Source organism: Stenotrophomonas sp. NPDC077421 (assembly GCF_049545505.1).
In the GTDB taxonomy this organism is placed as follows: domain Bacteria; phylum Pseudomonadota; class Gammaproteobacteria; order Xanthomonadales; family Xanthomonadaceae; genus Stenotrophomonas; species Stenotrophomonas nematodicola.
Genome location: NZ_JBMWDP010000004.1, coordinates 149,895 through 171,845, shown reverse-complemented (window position 1 = coordinate 171,845; position 21,951 = coordinate 149,895). Strand labels below are relative to the sequence as shown.

The following is a 21,951-nucleotide window of genomic DNA, read 5'->3' as shown; positions in this document are numbered from 1 at the left end:
CTCATGCGTGCAACCACCAACGCACGCCGCTCACTGAGCCCTTTCTCGACCATGCTCCGCACCAGCAACCTGCGCGCCGGTGCGGTCACCACTTTTTTCGCAATGCATCCTTTATCACGTCGTTCTCGAACATCTGCTCGGCCAGCAGCTTCTTCAGGCGCGTGTTCTCGGCCTCCAGGTCTTTGAGCCGCTTGGCGTCGGGCACGCTCATGCCACCGAACTTGCTGCGCCACAGGTAGTACGAGGCCTCACTGAAGCCATGTTGGCGGCACAGATCCTTGATCGGCATGCCGGCCTCCGCCTCGCGCAGGAAGCCGATGATCTGTTCTTCGGAAAAGCGCTTCTTCACGTCCAATCTCCTTGTCGTTGAGGATTGGACTCCAAACCGTCGTGCTACTCAATCCCGGGGGACGTCGCGGGGTGCGGCCGTTCTCGCAGCAAGCCATAGGCCTGAGCATAGCTTGACGCGAGAACGGTTGCGCGCATACGAGCGCAGCTAGTGTCGGGGGTGTTTAGAGCGCGTTTGATGCGCCTAAGACCCACAACTGCGTGTAGGTCACCAAGAACACGTTGGCGGAAAGAGAAGTTGCCGGAAGCAGCTCGAACGAGATTGTGAGGGATGCGCATGCGGGAGATGCGTCCCGACTTGTGTCCCATTTAACAATCAATCAAATCATGAAAATAATGATATAAATCAATTATTTACGATGATATGGCGGAGAGAGTGGGATCGGATCACCACGGATCTAACCAATTCTCTCCGTTGCAGAAAGCCTGTTTGACAGGTTTCCTTTAGATGTTTCCTCGATCATAGCCAGTCTTGGGTACGGTTGGTACTGCTTCCCCGGATGACCAGGCCTCCCACCGATGGAGGAGCGGTCGGCTAGCAAACCAGCCAACCAAGGCGGCCCGATGGCCGCAGGGGCGGAGATACATCTAAGGATGAGATCTATGGTCGAATTGGATGTTCAGATATGTGAAATTTCTCTCATTTCTCATTTGGCGACTATGGGCATGGGTGCTTGGATAGGCTTTCTACCAACGAAAGGAAGGCCCTATGCGCCACGACACACAGCTCCACATCGCCAGCCAATTGCTCAGCGCCCTCATGGTCAGCACCCCGAGTCGGGACATTGACGATCGCGACGTAGATGTTCGGCATGCTTTGGATGTCGCCGCCGAACTGATTAGGCAGTGGGGACCGACTACGCCCCCTGGGGGCTTTACTCCCCCGCCCGCAGCCGGCACATCGCTGAGAATGCCCGTTGACCGCTCACTCCCACCACCGGAAATGCCGGAATCAATGGAGCAATGGCGGAGCAGCAGGATCAACACGCCGATGCCCGGTCCGAAGCCAAAACTGGGCAGACGACCTGGTCTGCACTGAGTAAGAAGAGGCCCCGCAACTGCGGGGCCTCTCGCTTTATGGATTCGGCGCCGAAGGACGCGATGTCGGACCAGGCCGAGGCACCAGCGGGTCCTTGCGCACCGACGGCGACACGAATGGGGGGAACTCATCGCAAGACTGAGCCAACTCCGACGCTTGTTGAAGGATGTCGCTTTCGGCGGCGTCCAGCGCCGGCTGAGTCGCCATCTCTTGGGCCTTAGCCAACTCGATTGACCGCATCTCGAGCACAGCCAGACGCCTCTCTCGGCGTTTGGCCCATTCCTTGGGCGACCACTGGCTCCCTTCTCGTGGGTGGTCCGCGTTGAAGCTCTCCCACTGCTGCTGCGCCATGTGGTGAAGACGGTCTGCTCGCCGGACCGCGCTCTCCCTCCGCCCCCTTCTCAGCAACGCCTGCTTGAGCGAGCGGATCTTGACCGCAACAGGTGCGACCAACGGGTGTGCCTGGGCGGTGTCACCAAAGCGGACCACGTGACGGCGCACACCTGCAAGCCACTCCCTAACAACGCCCAAAGCCAAATCAGCGCGGGCCTGGGTGATCTCCCACAGGTCTCTCAGTGCAACATCAATCCACTCGAGGCAGTTCCACTGCCTCGGGGGGCGCTCTGGCCTCAAGACACCGTTCTCAATGGGAGGTAGGCGAATGCCCATCACTCCCTCAATCCTGAGATCGCCGACCGCGAGGAACGGCGCGGCAGACTTCTGCTTGGCTCGCTCAGCGAGGGCAGCCCGGTGATCGTGCGTGGGAGGAAGTCCAATGGCACGCCCCTCAGCCACAGCGTCTTGGATCAGCGATTCGAACTCTTGGTCGTTTTCCTGCTGAATCGACAGGTTGGTCTCTTCGACGTGGGTGGCCTGACCTCTCCTGGCAAGCGCCGTCGCGACCTTTCCTTGATGCCGGGTAGGCTCCCTAGATAGCAGCGTTGCCCGAATCGGATCACCGTCCAACAATGCTGTCTGGGACTGCTCCTCCAAGCTGCGATGGTCCACCCGGGAACGGATGCCAGCCGCCTCCAGATGCGAGTTGATCGTGGACGCCACGGCCTCGCGAACCCACTCCACCTCGATACGCCCCGTCGGACCACCATCCAGCTCTGTGGTCTTGTCACCAAACCTCTCTCCGGTGATCCGTCGTGTGCTTGCCAGGATGTGGACGTGGTGGTTCACACCGTCAGTGGTTGGCGGCGAATGGATGCTTGCTTGGACGACGAACCCATAGCGGGCTACCAACACGTCAGCAATCGCCCAAGCAAGTTCACTGCGCTGTTCGGCATCGAGCTCGTGTGGCAGCGACACTTCGAACTCGCGTGCAATCGTTGCGTCTTTGCGACGCTCGGCCGCTTCGACCGCGGGCCAGAGTTCGCCTGGAATTAGGGCCCATGGCGGCGCTCCTGGAGGGCCCAGGCAGCTGCTTGCGACGACGCCACCGCGGCGCCGATAGTCGTGCACTTGTCCTGTCTGAAAGTCTTTAAGGCGCAGGCCGCCGCGATAGGCGGCCGCTGCGACGGCGGACTGGCCTCGCGCACGGCTGAAGGTTTTGACGCTGGTGTGGTAGATAGCCATTGAGATCTCCGTGATTGGTCGGAGTCTTTATGCTTTTGTTTTTTCTCTTCGCAAGCGGGAATCCGCTTGGGGTCCAAGGGGCGAAGCCCTTTGCGCACGTGTAACGGAGTTACACCTAAGTGCGCTCTTGCACTGTTCTTTTAAGCATGTTTTTTGAGCGCTCATTGAGCGTTGCACGTTCGTACATTTTCAGATGCGAGCGATCTTGACGGCATCAACTTCTTTGGTTGACTGGTTTCAACCTCATGAAGGAATTCACCATGACCGCAACCAATCACTACCATGAGCGCATCCAGAGGGCCACCGAGCGGCTCGCCCAGCTTCAGGCGCGCGAGCTGTTGGCATCACAACGTCAAGCGAGCAAAGCCAAGCAAGCCCAACGTCAGGAAGAAGCGCGCCGCCGCCGCCGTGTCGCAGCGCTGGTTTACTTGGCTGCTGCAGAAACACTGGATGACGCAGAACTCTTGGGCGCGCTTTTGATCCACCAGCAGAGCCGCATCGATGATGAAATCCGAAAGGATGCCCGCGTCGTCGGCAAAGCGAAGCTGCACGACTCGGCTGCTCTACATTGAAGCGTTCGATCTGAGTGCTGGCTGCCAAAAAGCTGAGCGGCCAGCCATTCTGTCAACTCTCTCTACGTTTCATGTGGAATGACTGAGTCCGGACCCGGGCAGGGCTTTCCTATATGGCCCAAGCTACTACGACCTTCCCGAGGCCCACCGCTGATCCCAATCCCCCGAGTATGAGAAAAGCTGCGGGCACGCAACAACCCAAGGCCTTCCCCATTTTTCGCTGGCGTCCCGCACGCGTGAGCGGCACACCGATCTGTCTGGACAACTTGGATTTTGCCGCTGACAAGCCGCTTGCTCGTTTCCAAGAAAAGCCTGGTATTCCTCTCCGCCTTCCCATTGCATCCTCCTTGAGCAGCACTTCGTCGACTTGTGTCCCAGACTACTTTAACGCAACGTCCACTGAGGTCCTGGGGCGCCAACCAGCGGAAATCCTACATGTTTTCCGCATGAGCCCAAATCGATGGCTCGCTGAATTGGCAAACTAGGTCGAGGGCTTCCCGAATCAAATCCGTCCCTATAGAGTCTTCGGTCCAGCTCCGTGAAGAGTCTGAGCCCGCATTCAGCGGCCTCCAAGAATCGCCTCTCGGACCAAACTCGCTGGAGATCAGGTGGCTCAGCCGGCTCTACCCTGAAACGCAAGCCGGGCATCGGTCCCGCCTCTGGCGTTACTATGGCCTTAAAGGAAGCGCCGTAGGCAGGGGGCCACGTGGCGAGAAAAAGGAAGCAATCCGCCGCCGGCTGGATCGTCGGTGTATTGGTCGTTATTTGGCTGATTCCAAAAGAGATTTGGATCGGTCTCGGCATCGCCACACTTATAGGATTTGCCCTATGGGTCTGGCTCAGATGGCGGGCTGAGAGGAAGGTCGCCCCAGCCACAGCACCGGTGTCAGAACCCACTCTGGCAGAGCTCATCCAATCCTCAGCGCCCAGGGCAGTGCCCAAGGAGCCCGTCAGGCGGCCGACGTCGATTCGCGACGAGGCAGCTATTCCTGTCGGGCCATCTAAGGGTTCTGGCCCGCCCGCCCTCCACTCTTCCGGCTTGGGTGGCTCACCGTCCCAAGTGCCCGGCCCGGTTTCTCACGGGGCGGCGGCCGGCGGCCCAAGCACAATTGAAATGGCCCTTTCGCCTCCAGACGCGGGGACTTCCCCGGGGGTTCTTACCAGTGCCGCCCTTGCCATGGCCGATGAGCACGACCTAGGCCCGGACTTTTCGGTCTCACAGCTAGAGCCAAGCAACCAGAGCCTGGAGACCTCCACTCATTCCGCCCCCCGTAAGAAAGCTGGAAATCTGGCAGAGGCAATGAAGGCCGTAGCCGAACGCTCTGCTGCAGGAAAGGCTGCCCAGACCTTTGCGGAACAGGTGCAGGTCCAAATTCCCGGAGCAGCAGACGTAGCTCAAAGGCTCGCAGCATCTTTGACGGCCCATGGGGCCCAGGTGACTGGCGCAAGCCGGCCCGGGAACTTGAAGGAAGTGAAAGCACATATTGCCGAGCATGGAGCTTCCTACACGGACCCCACCCAAGTTGAGACGGAACTGAGGACCAGCGCTGACGATGATCGCGGACCGTCTCAAGGTCAGCAGGCGCCGCCTGCCATCGCCAGAGCTGTCCCTCCACCATTGCCGTCAGCAACGGGGCCCGCTACCGGAATGGAAGAACTGCATCGCGTCGTCATCGCTTCTGACACTCCCTCAAAGGAGTTCATCGTCCCTCGCCCGCCCGAAGGCTGGGCGAAGACCCGATGGCTAGGCGCCGATGAGACGATCGAGATCGGGGGCGTAGCCATTCAAGGCGGCCTCTTCTACACGGGCGTCAAGCTCGACTCCCCCAATGGCGACACCGAGCCCAGCTTGGTCAACAGCGTCTTGGCCGTCGCTCCATATGGCGATTACAGAGGCTCCACCAACTACTGGCTGGCCTACGCTCAGCTGTCACCCAGCGAGCGGCGGGCCTACCTGACCTGGTTGGCATCGGACCGAACCGACAGCAATTGCTCAATCAGCTACGTCCGTCTCTACTTCTTCGGCCTAGAGCGCCGCGTCCTGCTTGATTCGGTGACCGACCCAGAATCGAGAAAAGACTGGCCTGCTATCAAGCAGGCCCTCCGAAAGCTGGGCTCCACCTATGGAGAGATCTATGGTCCTATCCGTGGATATACCAACAGCTTGCTGGACTGGATGGAGCTGGATTCGGTCGAAGAGAAGCTCTACTCAAAGCCAGTTCCCCTGTTTGATCGCTCCTACGAACTCCCCTTCTACGTCCGCTTGGCGCTGGGCCAGTGTTCGCTTGACCGGGCACCCATCCCTGCTCAATTGGCTCTGGCCTGGATTCGGCTAAACCCGGAGGTTTCGCTGCGAACCGCGGCAGTCCGGTGCGCCGATGAGTTCGATCGCCTGTTTATCGAGCGCTATCACGAGCTGTTTGGCAGTGGCATGGTGCTTCCCAAGAACCGCACCAAGCTGAAGTTCGCACGGCAACCAGCTTCGCCCGCCCTGTATGGCGTCTCCCTCAAGCCCAAGACGTTCGGAGACGTTCCTGACGTCACGGCCCTTCGTGCCCCACTGAAGGGCCTGCTCGAGGTTGTTCAGCAGTGTACCGACGAGCTCGGCCCCTACAGCCGATTGGTTGGAAGATCTTCCGTTTCAAAGGATGCGCTGGAAGCGCTGCTTTTGCTGCCGCCCAGCATTTGGCCTGAGAGCCAAAGAAGCACCCTCCGTTCAATTGCAGAGGACGTCCAAGCAGGCAACATGACGATCCAGTTGGAAGAGCTGAGCGCTCGGTTCGGCCCAAGCCTCGGCCCTCTCGGCCGGGAAAGGGTTCGCGATCTAGCCCGGGTATTGGAAAGCATGAATGTCGGGATGGAGCCAAATGTCTTGGAGGGAGCACGTGCACCTTCTGAAGCCGATCCGATCGTGATCTTTGCGCTTCTACCTGGTCAGTCGCACAAAACAGATGCCGCAGCGTATCAAACAGCCATCCTTACCCTGCAGCTCGCCTCGGCGGTTGCCCAATTAGACGGCTCCTTCAGCGCGCAGGAGCTGGCGCATCTCTCCCTAGAGATCGACGGCTGGTCTCACCTTAGCGTGGCAGATCACGGTCGACTGCGTGCTCACCTGGACTTGCTTGTCGCGTCGCCCATTTCCCTGCCATCACTGCGGAAAAAGCTCGATCCGCTGGACAGTGCCACCAAAGAGGCGATTGCGGCTTCCATGGCAACTCTCGCCCAAGTGGACGGAATGGTGTCGCCGGAGGAGGTGCGCTTTCTAGAGAAGGTCTACAAGGCCCTAGGTGTCGAACCCAAGCGGATCTTCAGCGACATCCATGCGCCGAGGCCGGGCAAAACCCAGTCCCAGTCCACTCAGTCCGCTTCGTTGCAGCTGGATCCCGAGCGCATCGCCGCGCTGCAGCGCGACACGGCCAAGGTGTCCGCCCTCCTTGCGACCATCTTCACGGAGGACGAGCCCAACTTCAGCCACGAAGATGCTCCTTCTGCATCTCTGGAGGAAACGCCTGAGGTCGGCAACGGCCTACTTGGCCTGGATGAGTCTCACAGCGCATTGCTCCGGCTGATGCTTTCTCGCCCGAGCTGGACGCGTGCCGAGCTCGAGGACGGCGCTGCAGACCTTGAGTTGATGCTGGATGGTGCGCTGGAGCAGATCAATGATGCCTCCTTCGACGCCTATGACATCCCCTTCTCCGACGGCGATGACCCGTTGGAGATCAATCCCGAGTTCATTGAGAAGATCGAGCAATGAGTAACCCTATTCGAACTAAAGACCGCGACGCGGTCGTCCAGTCTCTTCGCGCTGGCGTTGTCCCCCGCGCAGGACAGCACCTGATACAAGTTGGCCGCGCTCGCGAGGTGGAGACGCTGGTCGGCGACATCGACCGGCTCGCCGATGGTGGGTCCTCCTTCCGCTTAGTGATCGGAGAATACGGCTCCGGCAAGACGTTCTTCCTCAACCTGGTTCGCGCCATTGCCATGGAGCGAAAGCTGGTCGTAGCCAGTGCGGACCTGAACCCGGATCGCAGGCTTCATGCATCAGGCGGACAAGCCCGTTCGCTGTATGCGGAACTGATGCGGAATCTGGCGACGCGAACGAAGCCAGAAGGCGGCGCATTGCCCGCAGTGGTCGAGAAGTTCATCGCTACTGCAAAATCCGAATCCAAGGCAAAAGGTGTCCCTACCGAACAAGTCATCCGCGCCAAGCTGGAACAACTGACGGAGCTGGTCAACGGCTACGATTTTGCGGACGTCATTGCGGCTTACTGGCGCGGGTTCGAGGAAGGAAATGAACAGCTGAAATCCGATGCCATCCGGTGGCTTCGTGGTGAGTTCACGACCCGTACGGATGCCAAGGCCGCGCTCGGCGTGCGCACAATCGTTGACGACGCATCCGTCTATGACCAGCTCAAACTCATGGGCAGGTTCATCCACCTCGCCGGCTACAGCGGGTTGCTCGTATGCCTAGATGAGTTGGTCAACCTGTACAAGCTGGCCAACGCTCAGGCACGAAATTCCAACTACGAGCAGCTCCTGCGCATGCTCAACGACTCGCTCCAAGGAACGGCAGTTGGCTTAGGCTTCGTGTTGGGCGGAACTCCTGATTTCCTGATGGACACTCGCCGCGGTGTCTACAGCTACCAAGCGCTGCAAAGCCGCCTCGCACAGAACACCTTTGCCACGAACGGCCTGGTCGACTTCAGCGGACCTGTGGTCCGCCTCTCCAGCCTTACTGCAGAAGACTTCTACGTTCTTTTGACCAAGATCCGCCACGTCTATGCCGGCGGCGACCAGGCCAAGTATCTCCTTCCTGACGAGGCCGTTCATCAGTTCATGGAGCATTGCGCCAACCGCGTCGGCGACAGCTTCTTCCGCACCCCTCGGACCACCATCACCGCCTTCATCAATCTGCTTGCTGTGCTTGAGCAAAATCTTGGCACCGACTGGCAGTCCTTGATCGGCGCGGTCGAGGTCAAGCCTGACCTTGGCGGCCAGGGCGACCTTGATGTGGTCGAAGATGACGAACTGACCTCTTTCAAGCTGTGAGCACATGAGCACCTCCAGCGCCTTCCATTCGCTTCATCCCGGCGTCCAGCGCTACCTATGGGCGGAGCAATGGGAAGCATTGCGGGAGGTGCAGGAAATGGCCATTCCGGTCATCCTGCCGGCAGATCGCGATGTCGTCATCGCAGCCAGCACCGCATCAGGAAAGACCGAAGCAGCGTTCCTTCCGGCCCTAACCCACCTTCTGAACGGCGATACAGATGGACTGATCGTCTACATCAGCCCCCTCAAGGCACTGATCAATGACCAGTTCGGGCGGCTGGATCGCCTATGCGAAGATCTGGATATCCCCGTTTGGCCGTGGCACGGAGACATCGGCTCAACTACAAAGCAGCGCTTCTTCAGGAAGCCAACGGGCGTCTTGTTGATCACCCCCGAATCCCTGGAGGCGATGCTGTGCAATCGCGGCACGTCTGTGGCGGGCATCTTCAAGGAAACAGCCTTCGTCATTGTCGATGAGCTCCATGCGTTCATTGGAAGTGAGAGAGGAAAGCAACTCCAGTCGCTCATGCATCGTGTGGAGGTCGTCCTGGGACGGAGAGTCCCTCGGATTGGGCTGTCGGCAACTCTAGGAGACATGCAGGCTGCGGCGTCCTTCCTCCGCTCAGACGGCAGGGCCGCAATCGTCGATGCCCCGTCGGGCAACAACGAACTCCAGCTGATACTTAAGGGGTTTGAAGAGCCTCCTGCCCCCCAAGATGCCAAGCACGAAGAAGTGGCACCGCTAGCCGTTGCCAAGCATCTGCATGAGGTGCTTTGCGGCACGAACAATCTGATTTTTCCCAACAGCAGACGCGAGGTAGAGCGCTACACCCACCTCCTGAACGAGATCAGCGAGCAGGCCAATCGCCCGCGGGAGTTCTGGCCGCACCACGGCAATCTTTCCAAGGAGATTCGCTCAGACACGGAAGCTGCGCTCAAGCAGAAGGAGCGCCCAGCAACCGCAATCTGCACGAATACGCTAGAACTGGGGATCGACATAGGCGCCGTGAAGAGCGTGGCTCAGATCGGGACGCCGCCTTCCGTCGCCAGCCTGCGGCAGCGCATGGGTCGATCAGGTCGCCGCAAAGGCGAGCCGGCTATCCTCCGCGGATACGTCATCGAGGATGCGATCGACTCCAACTCCGATCTGAAGACCCGCCTGAGGCTGGACACCGTTCAGTCCATCGCTTCTGCATTGCTCCTCATCGACAAGTGGTTCGAACCACCCGTCGCCGGCGGCGCTCATCTGTCGACACTGGTGCAGCAGCTTTTGTCTGCAATCGCCCAGTATGGCGGGCTGCGCGCCCCTCAAGCGTATCAGCTGCTGTGCGCGTCCGGCGCGCCGTTCCAAGGGCTCTCAAGCGAATCGTTCGTAGAACTCCTGCGCCATCTTGGGAAGCAGGACGTGCTCACCCAGGACAGCTCCGGGTTACTCCTCCACGGGCTGATCGGCGACAAGCTGGTCAATCACTACTCCTTCTACGCTGCTTTCGTGGCGGACGAGGAGTTCCGCATTGTCGCGGCGGGGAAAACCCTGGGAACCTTGCCAATCACGCAAATGCTCGCGGCCGGCCAGCGCATCCTCTTTGGTGGACGCACCTGGCTAGTGGAGCAGGTCGATGAGGCACAGAAGACGATTTACGTCTTGGCAGCCAAAGGTGGAAGCCCCCCGATCTTTAACGGAAGCGGAGGGCGTGTGCATACCCGTATACGTCAGACGATGCGTGCGCTCTATCGCGGTGAACTACGTCCAACATTTCTGGACGCTACGGCGAGCCGCTTCTTGGAGGAAGGCAAGAGCGCCTATGAGCACCTGGGGCTCGACGAGAACGTCCTACTGGACCAAGGAAGCCATTTCCTCCTCCTCACATGGGCTGGGGACGCTGCCAACGAAGCCATTGCGTGCCTCCTCGGCGCGAGAGACGTCAACGCACAGGCCGGCCGGCTCGGCGTTGAGGTCACCAAAGGCTCGCAGACCCGCAACCATCTGCTGGAAGAAATCGCAGCAATCGCGTCACAGCCTGCACCAATGAGCGAGGAGCTGCTGGTCAAAGCCAAGAACCTCGCCAGCCAAAAATGGGACGGCCTGCTGCCCCCGCGCCTTCTCAAGCACTCCTACGCTTCGCTGCGCTTGGATGTAGCTGAGGGCATGGACTGGCTGAGGGCATATCAGACTGTCAGTCAGACCGGACCTTGAGGCGCAACCTCAAAGGCCCGTCCAGCCACCTAAAGCGTGGAGGGCTCAGTAGAAGAATGCCCGAAACGGGATCTGCGGGTGGCGCTTTGGGCGCGTGAAAGACCTGCGGAGTTCGCTCCCAGCTCCTCCGCCCCATCGTGGGGCGGACGAGCTCGCCTGCTGAAACGTCGATACTTCTGACCCTTCAACTTGTCATATCACTGATCATCATCCGTTGCCCGACTCCCGGTAGGCGGATCTTTTGGCCTAAACCTGCCAGGCCTCTCAGTTCGCCTGACAGCCTTGAGGACCAGGTCCCTGAGGTCTTCAGACAGGTTCGGAACCTTCCTTAGGGCGTCGCGAAACATTGGCGACGCAAAGAATTCGGCATAAGGGCTCCCGTGGTCAGTCTCTGCCATGAAACGCAACGGCTCTTGATCAAGGTGGCGAAGCGCAGACCCAAATAGGTCTTTTTCAAAGTCCGGGTCGATACGTGAAGCCTCGCGCCGATAGCCCTCGTAGGCTGTCGCCAAGGATGCTTTAAATGAATAGTCCTCGGCTAGACGGAATCGCTGAGCTATCTGACGGGTCGCCAGCCACGCTACCCACAGCGGCGCAGCAAGGGAAAGCGTCCCAAGGGCGACTTGAACCCAAAGCAATGACATGAACTGCTGGGCCGTCGGGTCCTTCGTCAGTTCGGAGATTGCTTGGACTCTCAGGTAGCCAAGATAGGCACCGGCGCCGAGCGCGCCGATCAAAAGCCCAACCCACCATCTGACCGATACCCGGAGGGCGTTTGCCCGACTATTGAAAGCCTCAGCGAGCGCATGGCTGGTCGTGGCGCGATACACGGCCTCGATCCCGTCCAGCACCTTTTTGGCCTCGACCTCCAATGCCTCCATCCGAGTGAACGACGACGCAGCATCATCTGCTGCAACCTTAGACTTCGACGCAGCTTCAACTGCAGACTGATGTGCTGCGGCAACGTCCTTGCGTGCATTTGCAATCATTTCAGCATCGACCGGAAGGTCGCCGATCAGCTGTGCGCCCTGCTTGATTTCGGCCAACTGGGCTTCGAGGGCCTCTCGATCCACAACAATGGCATCCAATGCCTTCCTGGTTAGCTTCAGTTGACGCCGCAACCTACCCGGCAGCGTCTCTGGGTCCGGCTCGGCCCAAGCCCCATTTGGGAACAGAGTGCGCTCCCACTGATTGAACGTCTCAAAATACGCCCAACCTCCCTGACCTATGTTACCGCTCGTTAGATTGCCCAAATTCCCAGTAAGCATGCTGAGCTGGGCCGGAAGGCTGGCGATCAAGACCGCTTGATCTTGCTCGTCACCATCACTGGAATCGAAGCTAAGATCGGCATCCCTAATCCGCTGGGCCAATCGTGCCGGAACAGCGGCAACTTCTTGGGGCGTCAGCGCAGGCGCCATCCAACCAATCTGCTGTTGAAGGGGGTTGGTCACCCCACTAAACGTCCGCTCCACCGCGGATGCAAAATCATCCAACGCACTGCACGCCGCTTCGACCTGCTCATCCATAGATAGCCCCCCCGTCGTCAGCGCATTGTAGGGGCAGATGCCGCCTCAGGCGCAACCCGGCGTCATGCCAACTCGAAAGGAGATACTGGCCCAAAGCCACTCGGCCAGGCGCCCGTCGCTTGGTTAGGCAGGCGCATTCAGCTTCTATCGTCATTACGATAGAACCTGGCTCGGGAAATCAATTGGCTTAAAGTGACCAACTTCTGCCCAGCACACGGTCCACCGAGGATCAGACTCCCTAGCCACCAAAAGGACGCCGGCAAACGGCTTGACATCCTTTGATATCGCCATATGGTCTGCCGGCCGGAGACCACTATGCGCGCCCCATCGATTCGATACACCGTCCGCTATTTCACCTCTTTGGGCTACACCATCGAGCAAACAGACCCCAAGTTTGGCCTAGGGGATTGGAAGATCAGCGGCGCCGGATTGCCCCTAGATGGCCGCACCTTCAGCACTAGGGTCTTGCTCTGGGTTGAGTGGATGGATTACGTCGCCGAACGGATCTATGAAGACTTCGTAATCAAAGAGATTCAGACCCATTGGATCAATGCCAATCACGCAGACAGGGTGGCGTTTTCCGCAGAACTCAGAGAATGGGGCCGTGGGGTACTTTCACCCAGATTGTAGCAAATTGTCAGTAGCGCACCAGGGTGGAACACCGACAAGCTGCCTCCCGACTGGAAGAAACGGATTAGAAAACTGCTTGGCAGCGACCAAACCTATCGACCCCTCTGGCTCGTGCTTTGGGAGCTAGACGGACAAGTTGTCGGCAGCAGTTTATCGGACGGATAATGGCGCCACTCTTCCTGGGAGACGGCTGTGCCAAATATTCTCCATGCTTCACTTGAGCTAGCCACAGCGCTCATTTCGGCAATGAGCAAGTCCCAGCGCGAGCATGAGGAAACGCTCACCGGCACGCTGCTTGGATCCCTGCTGAGCTCCAACACCCTGCTCAGCCTTGTCTCCGCTCATTTAGACATCATGCCCACGAAGTGCTGGTGGGGCTCTTACAGCAAGTACCAATCAAAGGAGCAGGATGAAACCGAAGCAGGCAGTGGCGCCGATTTCGCACTTCTGACGCTGCTCGAAAGCGGCGGAGCGCGCCTCGCGATATTTCAGGCTAAGCGTGGCGAACTCAAAGATGGAGGCTGGGTGTTCGACGCAAATCGAGTACCCCAGAAGCGAAAAAAGCCTGGCGCCAAGGACCGCCGGTCGCAGATGATCGTTCTGACTGAGACAGCAAAGCGTTTGGCGACTCTAGCCCCACTCACAATAGACGAGGCGTCTCAGCTTTTGCCAACGGCGCCGAGTGAGCCTACTCCGCAAGAACTGGCTCAGACAGATCTGAGCGAATTTGACTGGATCCATTACCTCATCTACACATCCGGCGGCACCGAGTCCATTGCGTTGCGTCACCTCAGCGAAGCCTACCTGAAGGAGGTTGGAGGCCAGAGGTCGCCAACCACCGTGCACTTAGATAGGCGAATCGTTCCGTTTGTGAAGGTTGTTAGTAATGGTTGCGGGATCGAGGGAACTCATTGGTTGAATTTCAAGGATGCTGGGACCGCAATCATGGCGCTGCCCGCCCTATTGCCACTCGTCCCTGTGGTGGTAGGAGATTCGACCGGTTCGCATGGTCCCATGCTAGAGGCGGCGCTTGGCCTAGCCCCGCTTTCCCTCGATCTCAGCGGCGGCGAAGTGGAAGCGCTGATCGCGGCACTGAACGCTGCGCCAGGGGAACCCGAGTGGATACCTCGAACGCCAAGCTGACCTGACCAGCAGGCACCACCACGGCAGTCGAAGGGCCTCGGAATGCCGTCCGCAACCATTGGAGCCCATTTGCTGCGCTGGCAACGCTGACCCGAGTCTCAAACGGGGCAAAGCGCTTGCTGACTCTCTCCTCCTACGCCTGGACAGATAATTCGAGCAAGTGCCGCAAAGCGCCTGCTCGATCTTCCCAGTGGTCGACGTTCCAGGACGGGTGGTAAACCCAAGTCATCCACGCCGCCCCACCTTCGTACTTCAACCTCCATACTTCGCGTTCCTCCACGTAGCGGCGCTTGCGAGCGCCTTGATTGACACGCGCGGCACGAAAGAGAGGAATACGCTGTGCGACCTCACCATGGCGGAACTGGCGCCATGCAGTCCGACCGAGCACAAGAATGACGGTGGGACGCAAGACGGGAAGCACCGTCTTCACCAAGACGTCCCCACCTAGGCGCAACTGCTCGTTGCGAGGCCTGTGACCCGCGTGAGACCCGGCGAAGGCCTGCGAGAGATTTAAGAAGCTTACGTGTCTCCAGGCATCAGCCGCTATCTCAACAGGAGGCAACTCCTGGCAAGTGACGATGCGATCCAACTCATCGAAGAACTTTCCGCCGCCTTTCCGCTGACATGTTGCCATGTCATTAAAGGTGCCGCGGGTGAATCCACGAGTGACCGCAGGGTCATCAGTCGAGCCTTCGCAGCGGTAGTGCGACTCGCCCAAAAGAAGCACACGGTGTCCTCGAGGACCAGCCATGTAGTGCTTTCCGACGTACGGCAGAAAGGCGACAGACTCCGGCCAGGCCTCTTCTTGCAGCGCGAATGGATCGATCATTTAACTATCCCCAGCAGTGGCCATGACTCATGGAGGCGGTAGCTCGATCGCACGATCGTCGCCGAATCAGAAGGGGTTCTTACTGGCCTCCACAGTAAAGACGCTGATGCTCGCCAGCACCTTGCGGCGTTCGTTGTATCGACGCCCCAGACACCCGTCCAGCACATAAGTGCCGACGTTCGTGCGCACCACCTTATTGCCCTTGTCCTGATTCCAGATGTTGTAGAGCGAGCCGCTCCGGACTTCTTCCGTTCCGCCGGCGTAGCTGGGACATCTCTCCACGGTCCGACTGTCTGTGACCTGTGGCGCGCCAAACTTTTCCTCAATTTGTGCGGCCACCGTTTTGACCAGCGCCTCGCTGTCGTCCAGGTTTACATACATGCTAGTCAGCGTACCGCCATTGAACGTCAACGTTGCTTTTAGAGGGCCGTCGCTCCAAGGGGTCTGAATCTTCGTATCAAACCGCTCTTCCCCGGGCTTCAACTCCACCGGCCTGCCACCCGGGCTTTGGTATGGCCCAAGAGGAGCGGCCAAATGAACGCCACTTTCAGGAAGTGCCGTGACCTGCTCGGGCGTCAAGCCTAATTGGAGCGAACCGATGCCAGTCGGCCCCTGCGCCCAAGCGTCCATGCAAACGAATACTGCCAAACAAAGGAGCCAACGACCGATCTTCATTCCATCCCCCTAAAACGTGATTAGTCCGAGCTTAGAAAGCTCAAAAACGTAGTCTTGACTATCCAGAACCATCTGTCATTTGACAAAGAGTACTGAGGCCACTGCCCGAGACCCTTGCAGAAAAAGAGACTAAGAGCCCAACTGCGCGAGCTCGTCGCGCATCACTTCACCTCCCCCAGCGGCAGAAGCCGCTCGACCTCCTCCCGATTCCTTAGAACGATCTGCTGCCTGGTCGCTGGACGAGCACACTCCTCTTCTGCCAGTCCCAACTGCTGCAGAACATAGAAGAGCAGCGATTGCCGACACGTTAGTACGCACTCTCCGTCCGTCATCCCATAGTCGAGCTCGATCACTGCGCGGTGGGCCGCTTCCAGACCAGGGTGAGGGGCCAGAACCAACTGAACCATGGTCGACCACGCTAGGTCCTCCTCTCCCCTGCTGCGATCTACCTCTCTTCCCGATACTTCTAGAATTCGAGACAGCAAGAAGTCCCGAAACTCGCCTTTCTGGTGGCAGTAAGCCCGCATGTGCCACCGATACCCATCACTGGCGAGCGCGTGAGGCGTCAATAGACGCTCGGATGGGACAGGGTTCGAAAGAGACTGGTAGCGCACGTTGAGCGCCCGATTCTGCCTAATTGCCTCAACGACACAGATGACAACAGACGCATCCAGTCGCCGCCAAGGCCTCGGCACGACTGCGACTGGCGGATGACCACCAAGAAAACTGCCGTAAGGAAGGTCTGGGCTCACAGCCACCCTGAGCAGATCCTCGAGGTAGCGGACGTGGGAGCTAGAAGGAAAAACCGCGTCAAACGCCGCCGACGTCCGGTAGACCCTGTCGCTGGAGTCGTACTCTAGGTTACCTGGGGCACGGCGCTGATACTCGGCCAGGTCGAGCGATGCTTGGGGCGTAGAAATCCCGAAGAACCCCGTGAGGTCGCTCCTATTCAGCTGCCCACCCCACCTAAGTCTGTAGTCGATGAACTCCAACCGACGCTCCTGGCCCCAGCGAGACCCGGACCTAGCGCCGAGCGCGGGAAGCTTAGGATGCGTTTCTTGGACGTTGCTCATGTGGATCACCCGGACCGGATAAATACTAGACGCGCATAGTATCTATGCGTATAGTTATGCTACGTGAAGAGACCGTGACGTGCAATCCGGCCTCCGATTCGTCTACGCCGTGCCCGAAATGCAAACAACAGAAAAACCTTTGTGAACCATGGATCTGGTGGACGAAGTCGCTCTTTTTTGCGCTGACCGAGATGCCGGACTTCATATAACTATGGAGTAGTAGCCGCATGCCGCTTACCAACACCCAGCTTCTCTACTATGACAGCAACGTGCTGCGCCTTCCCGCGGACAAGCGCACGGAGTACCACCAGCAGGTTGATCGTCTGATCGGCGCCTTGAGCAAGCGGGTGCACGACCAGACGGAGATCAAGATCACGAAAGTCGTGAAGGCTGGCTCCTTCGCCAAGTACACCATCCTACGTAAGACGTCAGAAGATCCGGTGGACGTAGACGTGGTGTTCTACATCTCCGGCCGTTCAGTGGACCAAGAAACCCTGAGCAGCCTGAGCGAGCTGATCTACAAAGCACTTATAGAGCTCTATCCAAACAAGTCGGTCGAAGACTTTGAGATCCAGCGCAAGGCCGCCACCGTAACGTTCATTGGCTCGGGCCTGAGCGTCGACATTGTTCCAGTCATCGAGGACTCGTCGAAACCCGGCTTTGGGTGGCAGTTCGACATCCATGACGGGACAAAGATTCAAACCTGCGCTCCCTGCCAAATAAAATTTGTCAGGGACCGGAAGGATGTCGACAAAGACTTCCGAACCTTGGTGCGACTGGCGAAGAAGTGGCGCAACCATGCTTACATCAAACCGCTCAAATCGTTTGCCATCGAACTGATCATGGCTCACGTCCTGGCGAAGTATGGCAAGGATGGAACGATTGAGAAGCGATTTAGGGACTTCCTGCTCTACATTGCACAGTCAGGGCTTAAGGAGAAGATCTCCTTTCCCGAGAACGGCTCCGTTGTTCCCACCTTCGAACATCCCGTAGTCATCCTTGATCCGGTGTGCAGCAGCAACAACGTCGCGAGCAGGATTTCCGAGGCCGAACGCCAAGCAATTGTCGACGCGGCAAGCAAAGCCTGGGAAACCGCAAACTTCGCCTCCGCAGAGAACGACACTGAGATTTGGAAGGAGATTTTTGGACCTCGATTCAAGGTGGAGGACGACGCGTGAGTCAGACCAGCACTTCTACTAATACCTACTCTGTCGCCGACATCGAAGCAGTGATGCGTCGAGTCACAGCAGACTTGGTCATGATCGCCTCGAGCACGGGTGCCATTACGGAAGCGAAGGCTCGCAACTGGGCGCACGACATGGAGCTCTTGGCTAGCAAGGGCTACTTGCGCATGGCTGACCTGACCCTGCTAAGCGGCGGTATTGAGCAAATGGCGACTCGCTTCACTGTCGAAGCAGAGTCTGGAAGCCTCAAAATGAATCGCCCCGGTGGGCTCATGTGGCCGAAGGTGGCCAACCCCGACCTGCGTATCGTGCTTTTCTACAATGACTCTTATGACCAGGCGGCCAGAGAGAAGATGCGAGACAAGCTGAAGGTCGGTTGGGTTACCTCAACCGCAGACACCAGCCATTCGTCCCTCAGCTTGAGTTCGAATCGCAGCTACTCAAGCAACTCATATGGAATGCAGCGCGAGGACTATAGCCGATGAGCCAGGAAAGTGTATTCGATGCAAAGATCGTCCTCCCGGACCCGAAGCTCGCCCTGCGCGAGAAGACGCTGCTGGGATTCAATGATCGATACGACAGGATCCATGATCAGCTTCGGCTGCTTCTCAGCCTGAGCGAGCTCGATGCGTGGAGCAAGAAGCACCACAAGAGCAAGATTGCCCTGTGCGGCCTCGTATCCGAGCAGTACCCCCTGGTCATCTTCCATGGTGACGTAGGGACTGGCAAAACGGCGACCGCCGAGTGTGTCGTTAATCGCTTGGCGAAAGAATCGCGGACCGAGGACTCGCTTCTCTTCAGACTCAGTAATCGAGTTCGCGGCGGCGGCAAGGTCGGTGAAATGGGCACTCTCCTCAATCAAGCGTTTCAAGAGGTATGTCAGTCGGCGGGCAAGGCGCGCCGAGCCTTCCTGATCATTGACGAAGGTGACTCAATCGCAGCATCGCGCTCCCAAGAGAACAGCCACCATGAAGACAAGGTGGCAGTCAACACTCTGATTCAGGGCGTCGATGATCTCCGTCGTTACGGCGGACGGGTCGTTGTGATTCTTTGCACGAACCGACTCTCTGTACTCGATGCGGCCCTGCGCCGTCGGGCCGCAGTGGTTGAAGAGTTTTCCCGTCCCACCGACAGCGAGCGCCGCCAACTTTTGACGATGGATCTGGAAGGGCTCTCACTCACGACGAAGCACATCGAGCAGCTTGTAGCCGCCACTGGGGCGCAAGGTGAACAGCCTGGCTGGACGTACTCGGATATCCGAACGCGCCTTTACCCGACGGCCATGGCTCGCGCCTTTCCTGATCGCCCACTGTCCTTCGAAGACATCCATAGCGCCGCAACTTCACTTCGGCCGTCTCCAGTCATGGAGGACCGGTAATGGCGCCCCCCTCCCTGCTTGGCCGGCGAATCCACATTGCCGGGAGCATCTCCAAAGATTCCTGCACGGCCGCCCCCCAGGAAGTGGAGCGCGCGAGACAGAGCGTCGAGCTCTTGGTCAAGGAGCTGGTGGCCCGCGGTGCAGCATTCGTGGTGCCGATCGACGCCGAGAAGCCCCGTGAAGATGGGTTGCCCATTTGCTTTGACTGGCTAGTCCTAAAGACGATCTTTAACAACTTGGCGTCGCGGCCTGCGAGTGCCACCGGCCCTCTCGTCTTTGCCGTAAAGCACCATAAGAACGAGGATCAAATCCCGGAACAGTACGAAGATCTATGGGCTACGATGCGCTCGTCGGACTTGGTGCAGATTGAGTCTGCTGCGCATTGGAACATGAATGCCAAGCGAATGGAGGCGCAGGCTCGCCATGGCGACATCCTGATTACGTTGGGTGGCGGTGAAGGCGTTCTCTTCTTGGCCAATCTTTACCATGACGCAGGAAAGCCAGTTGTTCCCCTGACGTTCAAGCTGGAATCTGCAACAACGGGCTCGCAGAAGATCTTCGATTTTGCGTCCACCAGCAATAACGCCAAGCGCCTTTTCCTAGTCGAGGGAGCCCCCAATGAGCACGGCTGGCTGAACCGAATCGAGGTCACGTCGCGCAAGGCAGTCGCCGATTGCGTCAAGGATGTGATCGGACTGGTCGAGTCGCTGGTACCTCCACGGGCTTTTGTCGTGCGGCTCCTTAACCCGAGTCACCCGGACTTCGAGAGCGTCGAGAGCTTCTTCGACAACGTCGTCCAGCCTGTGATGGAGAACGAGCTGGGCTACAGACTGACGGTGGTCGATGGCCGCCAGTCATACGACCACGCCCGCATCGACGAGGAGATTTTTGCAAAACTGCATCGCAGTAGGGTCGTTCTGGCCGACATCACAGGTGGACGTCCCAACTGCTTTATCGAACTCGGCTATGCGCTCGGCCGAGGGCTGCCCACGATGTTGATGGCAAAAGAGGGGTCGGATCATCCCTTTGATATCACCACCCTGTCCGGCCATCACTGGAAGCCCACGGGAAGCACGGTAGAACGTCGGAAGGCATTTCTTGAACACTGGAACGCCATCAGGAATCGCCCCTCCCTTGTCCCTACCGAGCCGCTGATTCCATGACAAAGAACCTGGAAGTTTTCATTTCCGTTGACGTCGAAACGGCCGGCCCCATTCCGGGAGAATATGCACTGCTCTCCATTGGCGCTTGCGATGCATATCAGCCAGGACGCACCTTTTCGTGCCAACTCAAGCCCACTACTCGCAAGGCTGATCCTAAGGCGTTGGAAGTGGCCGGGCTTTCATTGGATGAGCTGGATCGGACAGGCCTTGAGCCTGAAGCTGCAATGGGGAATTTCCGTGACTGGGTACTGGAAGTGGCTGGCGCGGAAGCCGATCCAGTCTTTGTAGGCTTCAATGCCGCGTTTGACTGGTCCTTTGTCAACTACTATTTCCACCGATACCTGTCCACTAACCCGTTCGGATTTGCCGCGCTGGACATTAAATCGCTCTACATGGGGGCAACGAATTGCACGTGGGCAGGTACCAAGTCCAGCCACATAGCCAAGGCGCTTCACCCTAAGCTCGAAGGGACACACGATGCCCTTGAAGATGCGCTTTACCAGGCCGAACTCTTCCGTCGAATCCGATCTGTAGAACGGTAGCGACAAGCCACGAGGCGGAGGGGCCCTCCGCCCCGCTTGAGCAATCATCGGCTCCGCCTCTCCTAGACCTCCCCAAGTCTAATGAAGAGATTCAGTTGAGCTCAGCTAGGCGAGCACGGTAGGCGTCACTAACGCACGAACTGTCCCCGCACGCGTCGCGCACCTCCCTTCTCCAGCGTCCTTGGTCCGTGCTTATAGAGCTAGGATCGGCGGAATGGGAACGTGCCACCTTGAAGGCCTCGGCCGTTTCGCTATCTAGCCGGGCCAGCTCACCATCGGCACATATCATTTGCTCCACTGACGATGATGCCCTGGAGCAGTCAAAGCTAGGGCTGGGGGCGCCCAACGACGGCTCGACCTCCTCGACGTCCGTGTAATCATCTGACTTTACCGATGCCAGGTCGTCAAAGTCCTCCTGCGCCGCGGGTGCGGGCTCACTTGCAAGCGGAGCCGCGGCGGGCTCAGGCGCTTTCTGCTTGCTTTGAAGGTTGGAGCGGATCGCAGCTCCGATGCCGATGAGATCACCAGGAAGCACGCGCACCTCCGCCAAGTGGTCCCCGTCGACGACTTGAGAGGTGTACTCGAGCCGAAGTTTGTAGACGTCCTGGCCGGGGTTGTTGAACGGAGCGGTGAGGTCCGCCTCGCAGCTGTAGCGGCTGATTGCCTCGTCAAAGCTGGTGGGGTGCGCCAAGGAAATGGCCAGAACCTCTCGCAGCGCCTTTGCGTCCAGGGAGGCTGCGGAACTGCCCGCGCCCAGCTCCCGCTGGATGATGCTTCTGATCAAATCCAGCGTGCTTTCATCACCGCAAGCCGGAGGCTTGCTCGCGCCGCAACCGGCCAGCAACAGTGGTATCAACGCCACACTAAAACCAACGATCTTTCTCGACATCCTGTCCTCGCGCATTCTGGCTGGAATAACTTGATGCTCTATCGGCTAAATGCGTCGTTTCTTTAGCTTTCAGAGCCTACAAGCCCCCAGGGGACCCATCCGGGCACTATGCGCCGCCAGTTAAGCCTTAGGA

18 protein-coding genes and 1 pseudogene are annotated in these 21,951 nt (G+C 58.6%); 11 read left to right on the top strand and 8 right to left on the bottom strand.

What is annotated here, in order from left to right; genetic code table 11:
- The 3 genes and pseudogenes from ACPEH1_RS03985 to ACPEH1_RS03975 all read right to left on the bottom strand — a co-directional run.
- Positions 1-349: pseudogene (locus ACPEH1_RS03985) on the bottom strand (transposase); the annotation flags it as partial.
- Between the two features lie 44 nt (positions 350-393).
- Positions 394-627 (bottom strand): DUF6538 domain-containing protein, encoded by a 234-nt coding sequence (locus tag ACPEH1_RS03980; protein ID WP_423715305.1) that lies wholly within the window; start codon positions 625-627, stop codon positions 394-396.
- Positions 628-1,423: 796 nt separating this feature from the next.
- The gene (locus ACPEH1_RS03975) at positions 1,424-2,968 is read right to left on the bottom strand and encodes a MobA/MobL family protein (protein ID WP_152151179.1); all 1,545 of its coding nucleotides are present in this window, start codon (positions 2,966-2,968) and stop codon (positions 1,424-1,426) included.
- A 260-nt stretch (positions 2,969-3,228) separates the two neighbouring features.
- On the opposite strand from ACPEH1_RS03975, the gene traD reads away from it, so the two are divergent.
- The 4 genes from traD (at position 3,229) to ACPEH1_RS03955 (ending at position 10,786) form a co-directional block, all read left to right on the top strand.
- A complete protein-coding gene (gene traD, locus ACPEH1_RS03970; protein ID WP_152151430.1) occupies positions 3,229-3,540 on the top strand; it encodes a conjugal transfer protein TraD in 312 nt (103 codons plus the stop codon).
- Positions 3,541-5,188: 1,648 nt separating this feature from the next.
- Positions 5,189-7,294 (top strand): TerB N-terminal domain-containing protein, encoded by a 2,106-nt coding sequence (locus ACPEH1_RS03965; protein WP_423715303.1) that lies wholly within the window; start codon positions 5,189-5,191, stop codon positions 7,292-7,294.
- Positions 7,291-8,589: an ATP-binding protein gene (locus ACPEH1_RS03960; RefSeq protein ID WP_423715301.1), complete on the top strand. Its 1,299-nt coding sequence runs from the start codon at positions 7,291-7,293 to the stop codon at positions 8,587-8,589. Before ACPEH1_RS03965 ends, ACPEH1_RS03960 begins: the two co-directional genes overlap by 4 nt.
- A gap of 4 nt (positions 8,590-8,593) precedes the next feature.
- Entirely contained in the window at positions 8,594-10,786 is a 2,193-nt protein-coding gene (locus ACPEH1_RS03955; RefSeq protein ID WP_152151170.1) for a DEAD/DEAH box helicase, read from the top strand.
- 197 nt (positions 10,787-10,983) lie between these two features.
- Here ACPEH1_RS03955 and ACPEH1_RS03950 read toward each other — a convergent pair whose 3' ends face one another.
- Positions 10,984-12,312, bottom strand: coding sequence for a hypothetical protein (locus ACPEH1_RS03950; protein WP_152151168.1), 1,329 nt, complete (start codon positions 12,310-12,312; stop codon positions 10,984-10,986).
- Between the two features lie 315 nt (positions 12,313-12,627).
- On the opposite strand from ACPEH1_RS03950, the gene ACPEH1_RS03945 reads away from it, so the two are divergent.
- On the top strand, positions 12,628-12,942 hold the full coding sequence (locus ACPEH1_RS03945; RefSeq protein WP_423715299.1) for a hypothetical protein: 315 nt from the start codon (positions 12,628-12,630) through the stop codon (positions 12,940-12,942).
- Between the two features lie 246 nt (positions 12,943-13,188).
- Entirely contained in the window at positions 13,189-14,085 is an 897-nt protein-coding gene (locus ACPEH1_RS03940) for a hypothetical protein (protein ID WP_152151164.1), read from the top strand.
- A 133-nt stretch (positions 14,086-14,218) separates the two neighbouring features.
- Here the strand turns inward: ACPEH1_RS03940 and ACPEH1_RS03935 are convergent, their stop codons facing one another.
- From ACPEH1_RS03935 to ACPEH1_RS03925, 3 genes are all read right to left on the bottom strand, one after another.
- Positions 14,219-14,914, bottom strand: coding sequence for a hypothetical protein (locus ACPEH1_RS03935; RefSeq protein ID WP_152151161.1), 696 nt, complete (start codon positions 14,912-14,914; stop codon positions 14,219-14,221).
- A 66-nt stretch (positions 14,915-14,980) separates the two neighbouring features.
- Positions 14,981-15,589 (bottom strand): hypothetical protein, encoded by a 609-nt coding sequence (locus ACPEH1_RS03930; RefSeq protein WP_152151159.1) that lies wholly within the window; start codon positions 15,587-15,589, stop codon positions 14,981-14,983.
- Positions 15,590-15,750: 161 nt separating this feature from the next.
- Entirely contained in the window at positions 15,751-16,581 is an 831-nt protein-coding gene (locus ACPEH1_RS03925; RefSeq protein ID WP_226956571.1) for a helix-turn-helix transcriptional regulator, read from the bottom strand.
- A 308-nt stretch (positions 16,582-16,889) separates the two neighbouring features.
- Here ACPEH1_RS03925 and ACPEH1_RS03920 point away from each other — a divergent pair, with 308 nt between their 5' ends.
- Genes ACPEH1_RS03920 through ACPEH1_RS03900 form a run of 5 tightly spaced genes read left to right on the top strand, consistent with a single transcriptional unit; the run spans position 16,890 to position 20,929 of the window.
- A complete protein-coding gene (locus ACPEH1_RS03920) occupies positions 16,890-17,840 on the top strand; it encodes a CBASS oligonucleotide cyclase (protein ID WP_423715298.1) in 951 nt (316 codons plus the stop codon).
- Positions 17,837-18,331 (top strand): hypothetical protein, encoded by a 495-nt coding sequence (locus tag ACPEH1_RS03915; RefSeq protein ID WP_152151154.1) that lies wholly within the window; start codon positions 17,837-17,839, stop codon positions 18,329-18,331. Before ACPEH1_RS03920 ends, ACPEH1_RS03915 begins: the two co-directional genes overlap by 4 nt.
- A complete protein-coding gene (locus ACPEH1_RS03910; protein ID WP_152151152.1) occupies positions 18,328-19,224 on the top strand; it encodes an AAA family ATPase in 897 nt (298 codons plus the stop codon). The genes ACPEH1_RS03915 and ACPEH1_RS03910 overlap by 4 nt, the downstream gene beginning before the upstream one ends.
- A complete protein-coding gene (locus ACPEH1_RS03905; RefSeq protein WP_152151150.1) occupies positions 19,224-20,387 on the top strand; it encodes a hypothetical protein in 1,164 nt (387 codons plus the stop codon). Before ACPEH1_RS03910 ends, ACPEH1_RS03905 begins: the two co-directional genes overlap by 1 nt.
- Positions 20,384-20,929 carry a 3'-5' exonuclease gene (locus ACPEH1_RS03900; RefSeq protein WP_152151148.1) on the top strand — a complete coding sequence of 182 codons (546 nt, stop codon included), beginning with the start codon at positions 20,384-20,386 and terminating at the stop codon, positions 20,927-20,929. Before ACPEH1_RS03905 ends, ACPEH1_RS03900 begins: the two co-directional genes overlap by 4 nt.
- 91 nt (positions 20,930-21,020) lie before the next feature.
- Here ACPEH1_RS03900 and ACPEH1_RS03895 read toward each other — a convergent pair whose 3' ends face one another.
- The gene (locus ACPEH1_RS03895) at positions 21,021-21,818 is read right to left on the bottom strand and encodes a lysozyme inhibitor LprI family protein (protein WP_423715296.1); all 798 of its coding nucleotides are present in this window, start codon (positions 21,816-21,818) and stop codon (positions 21,021-21,023) included.
- Between the last annotated feature and the right edge of the window lie 133 nt (positions 21,819-21,951).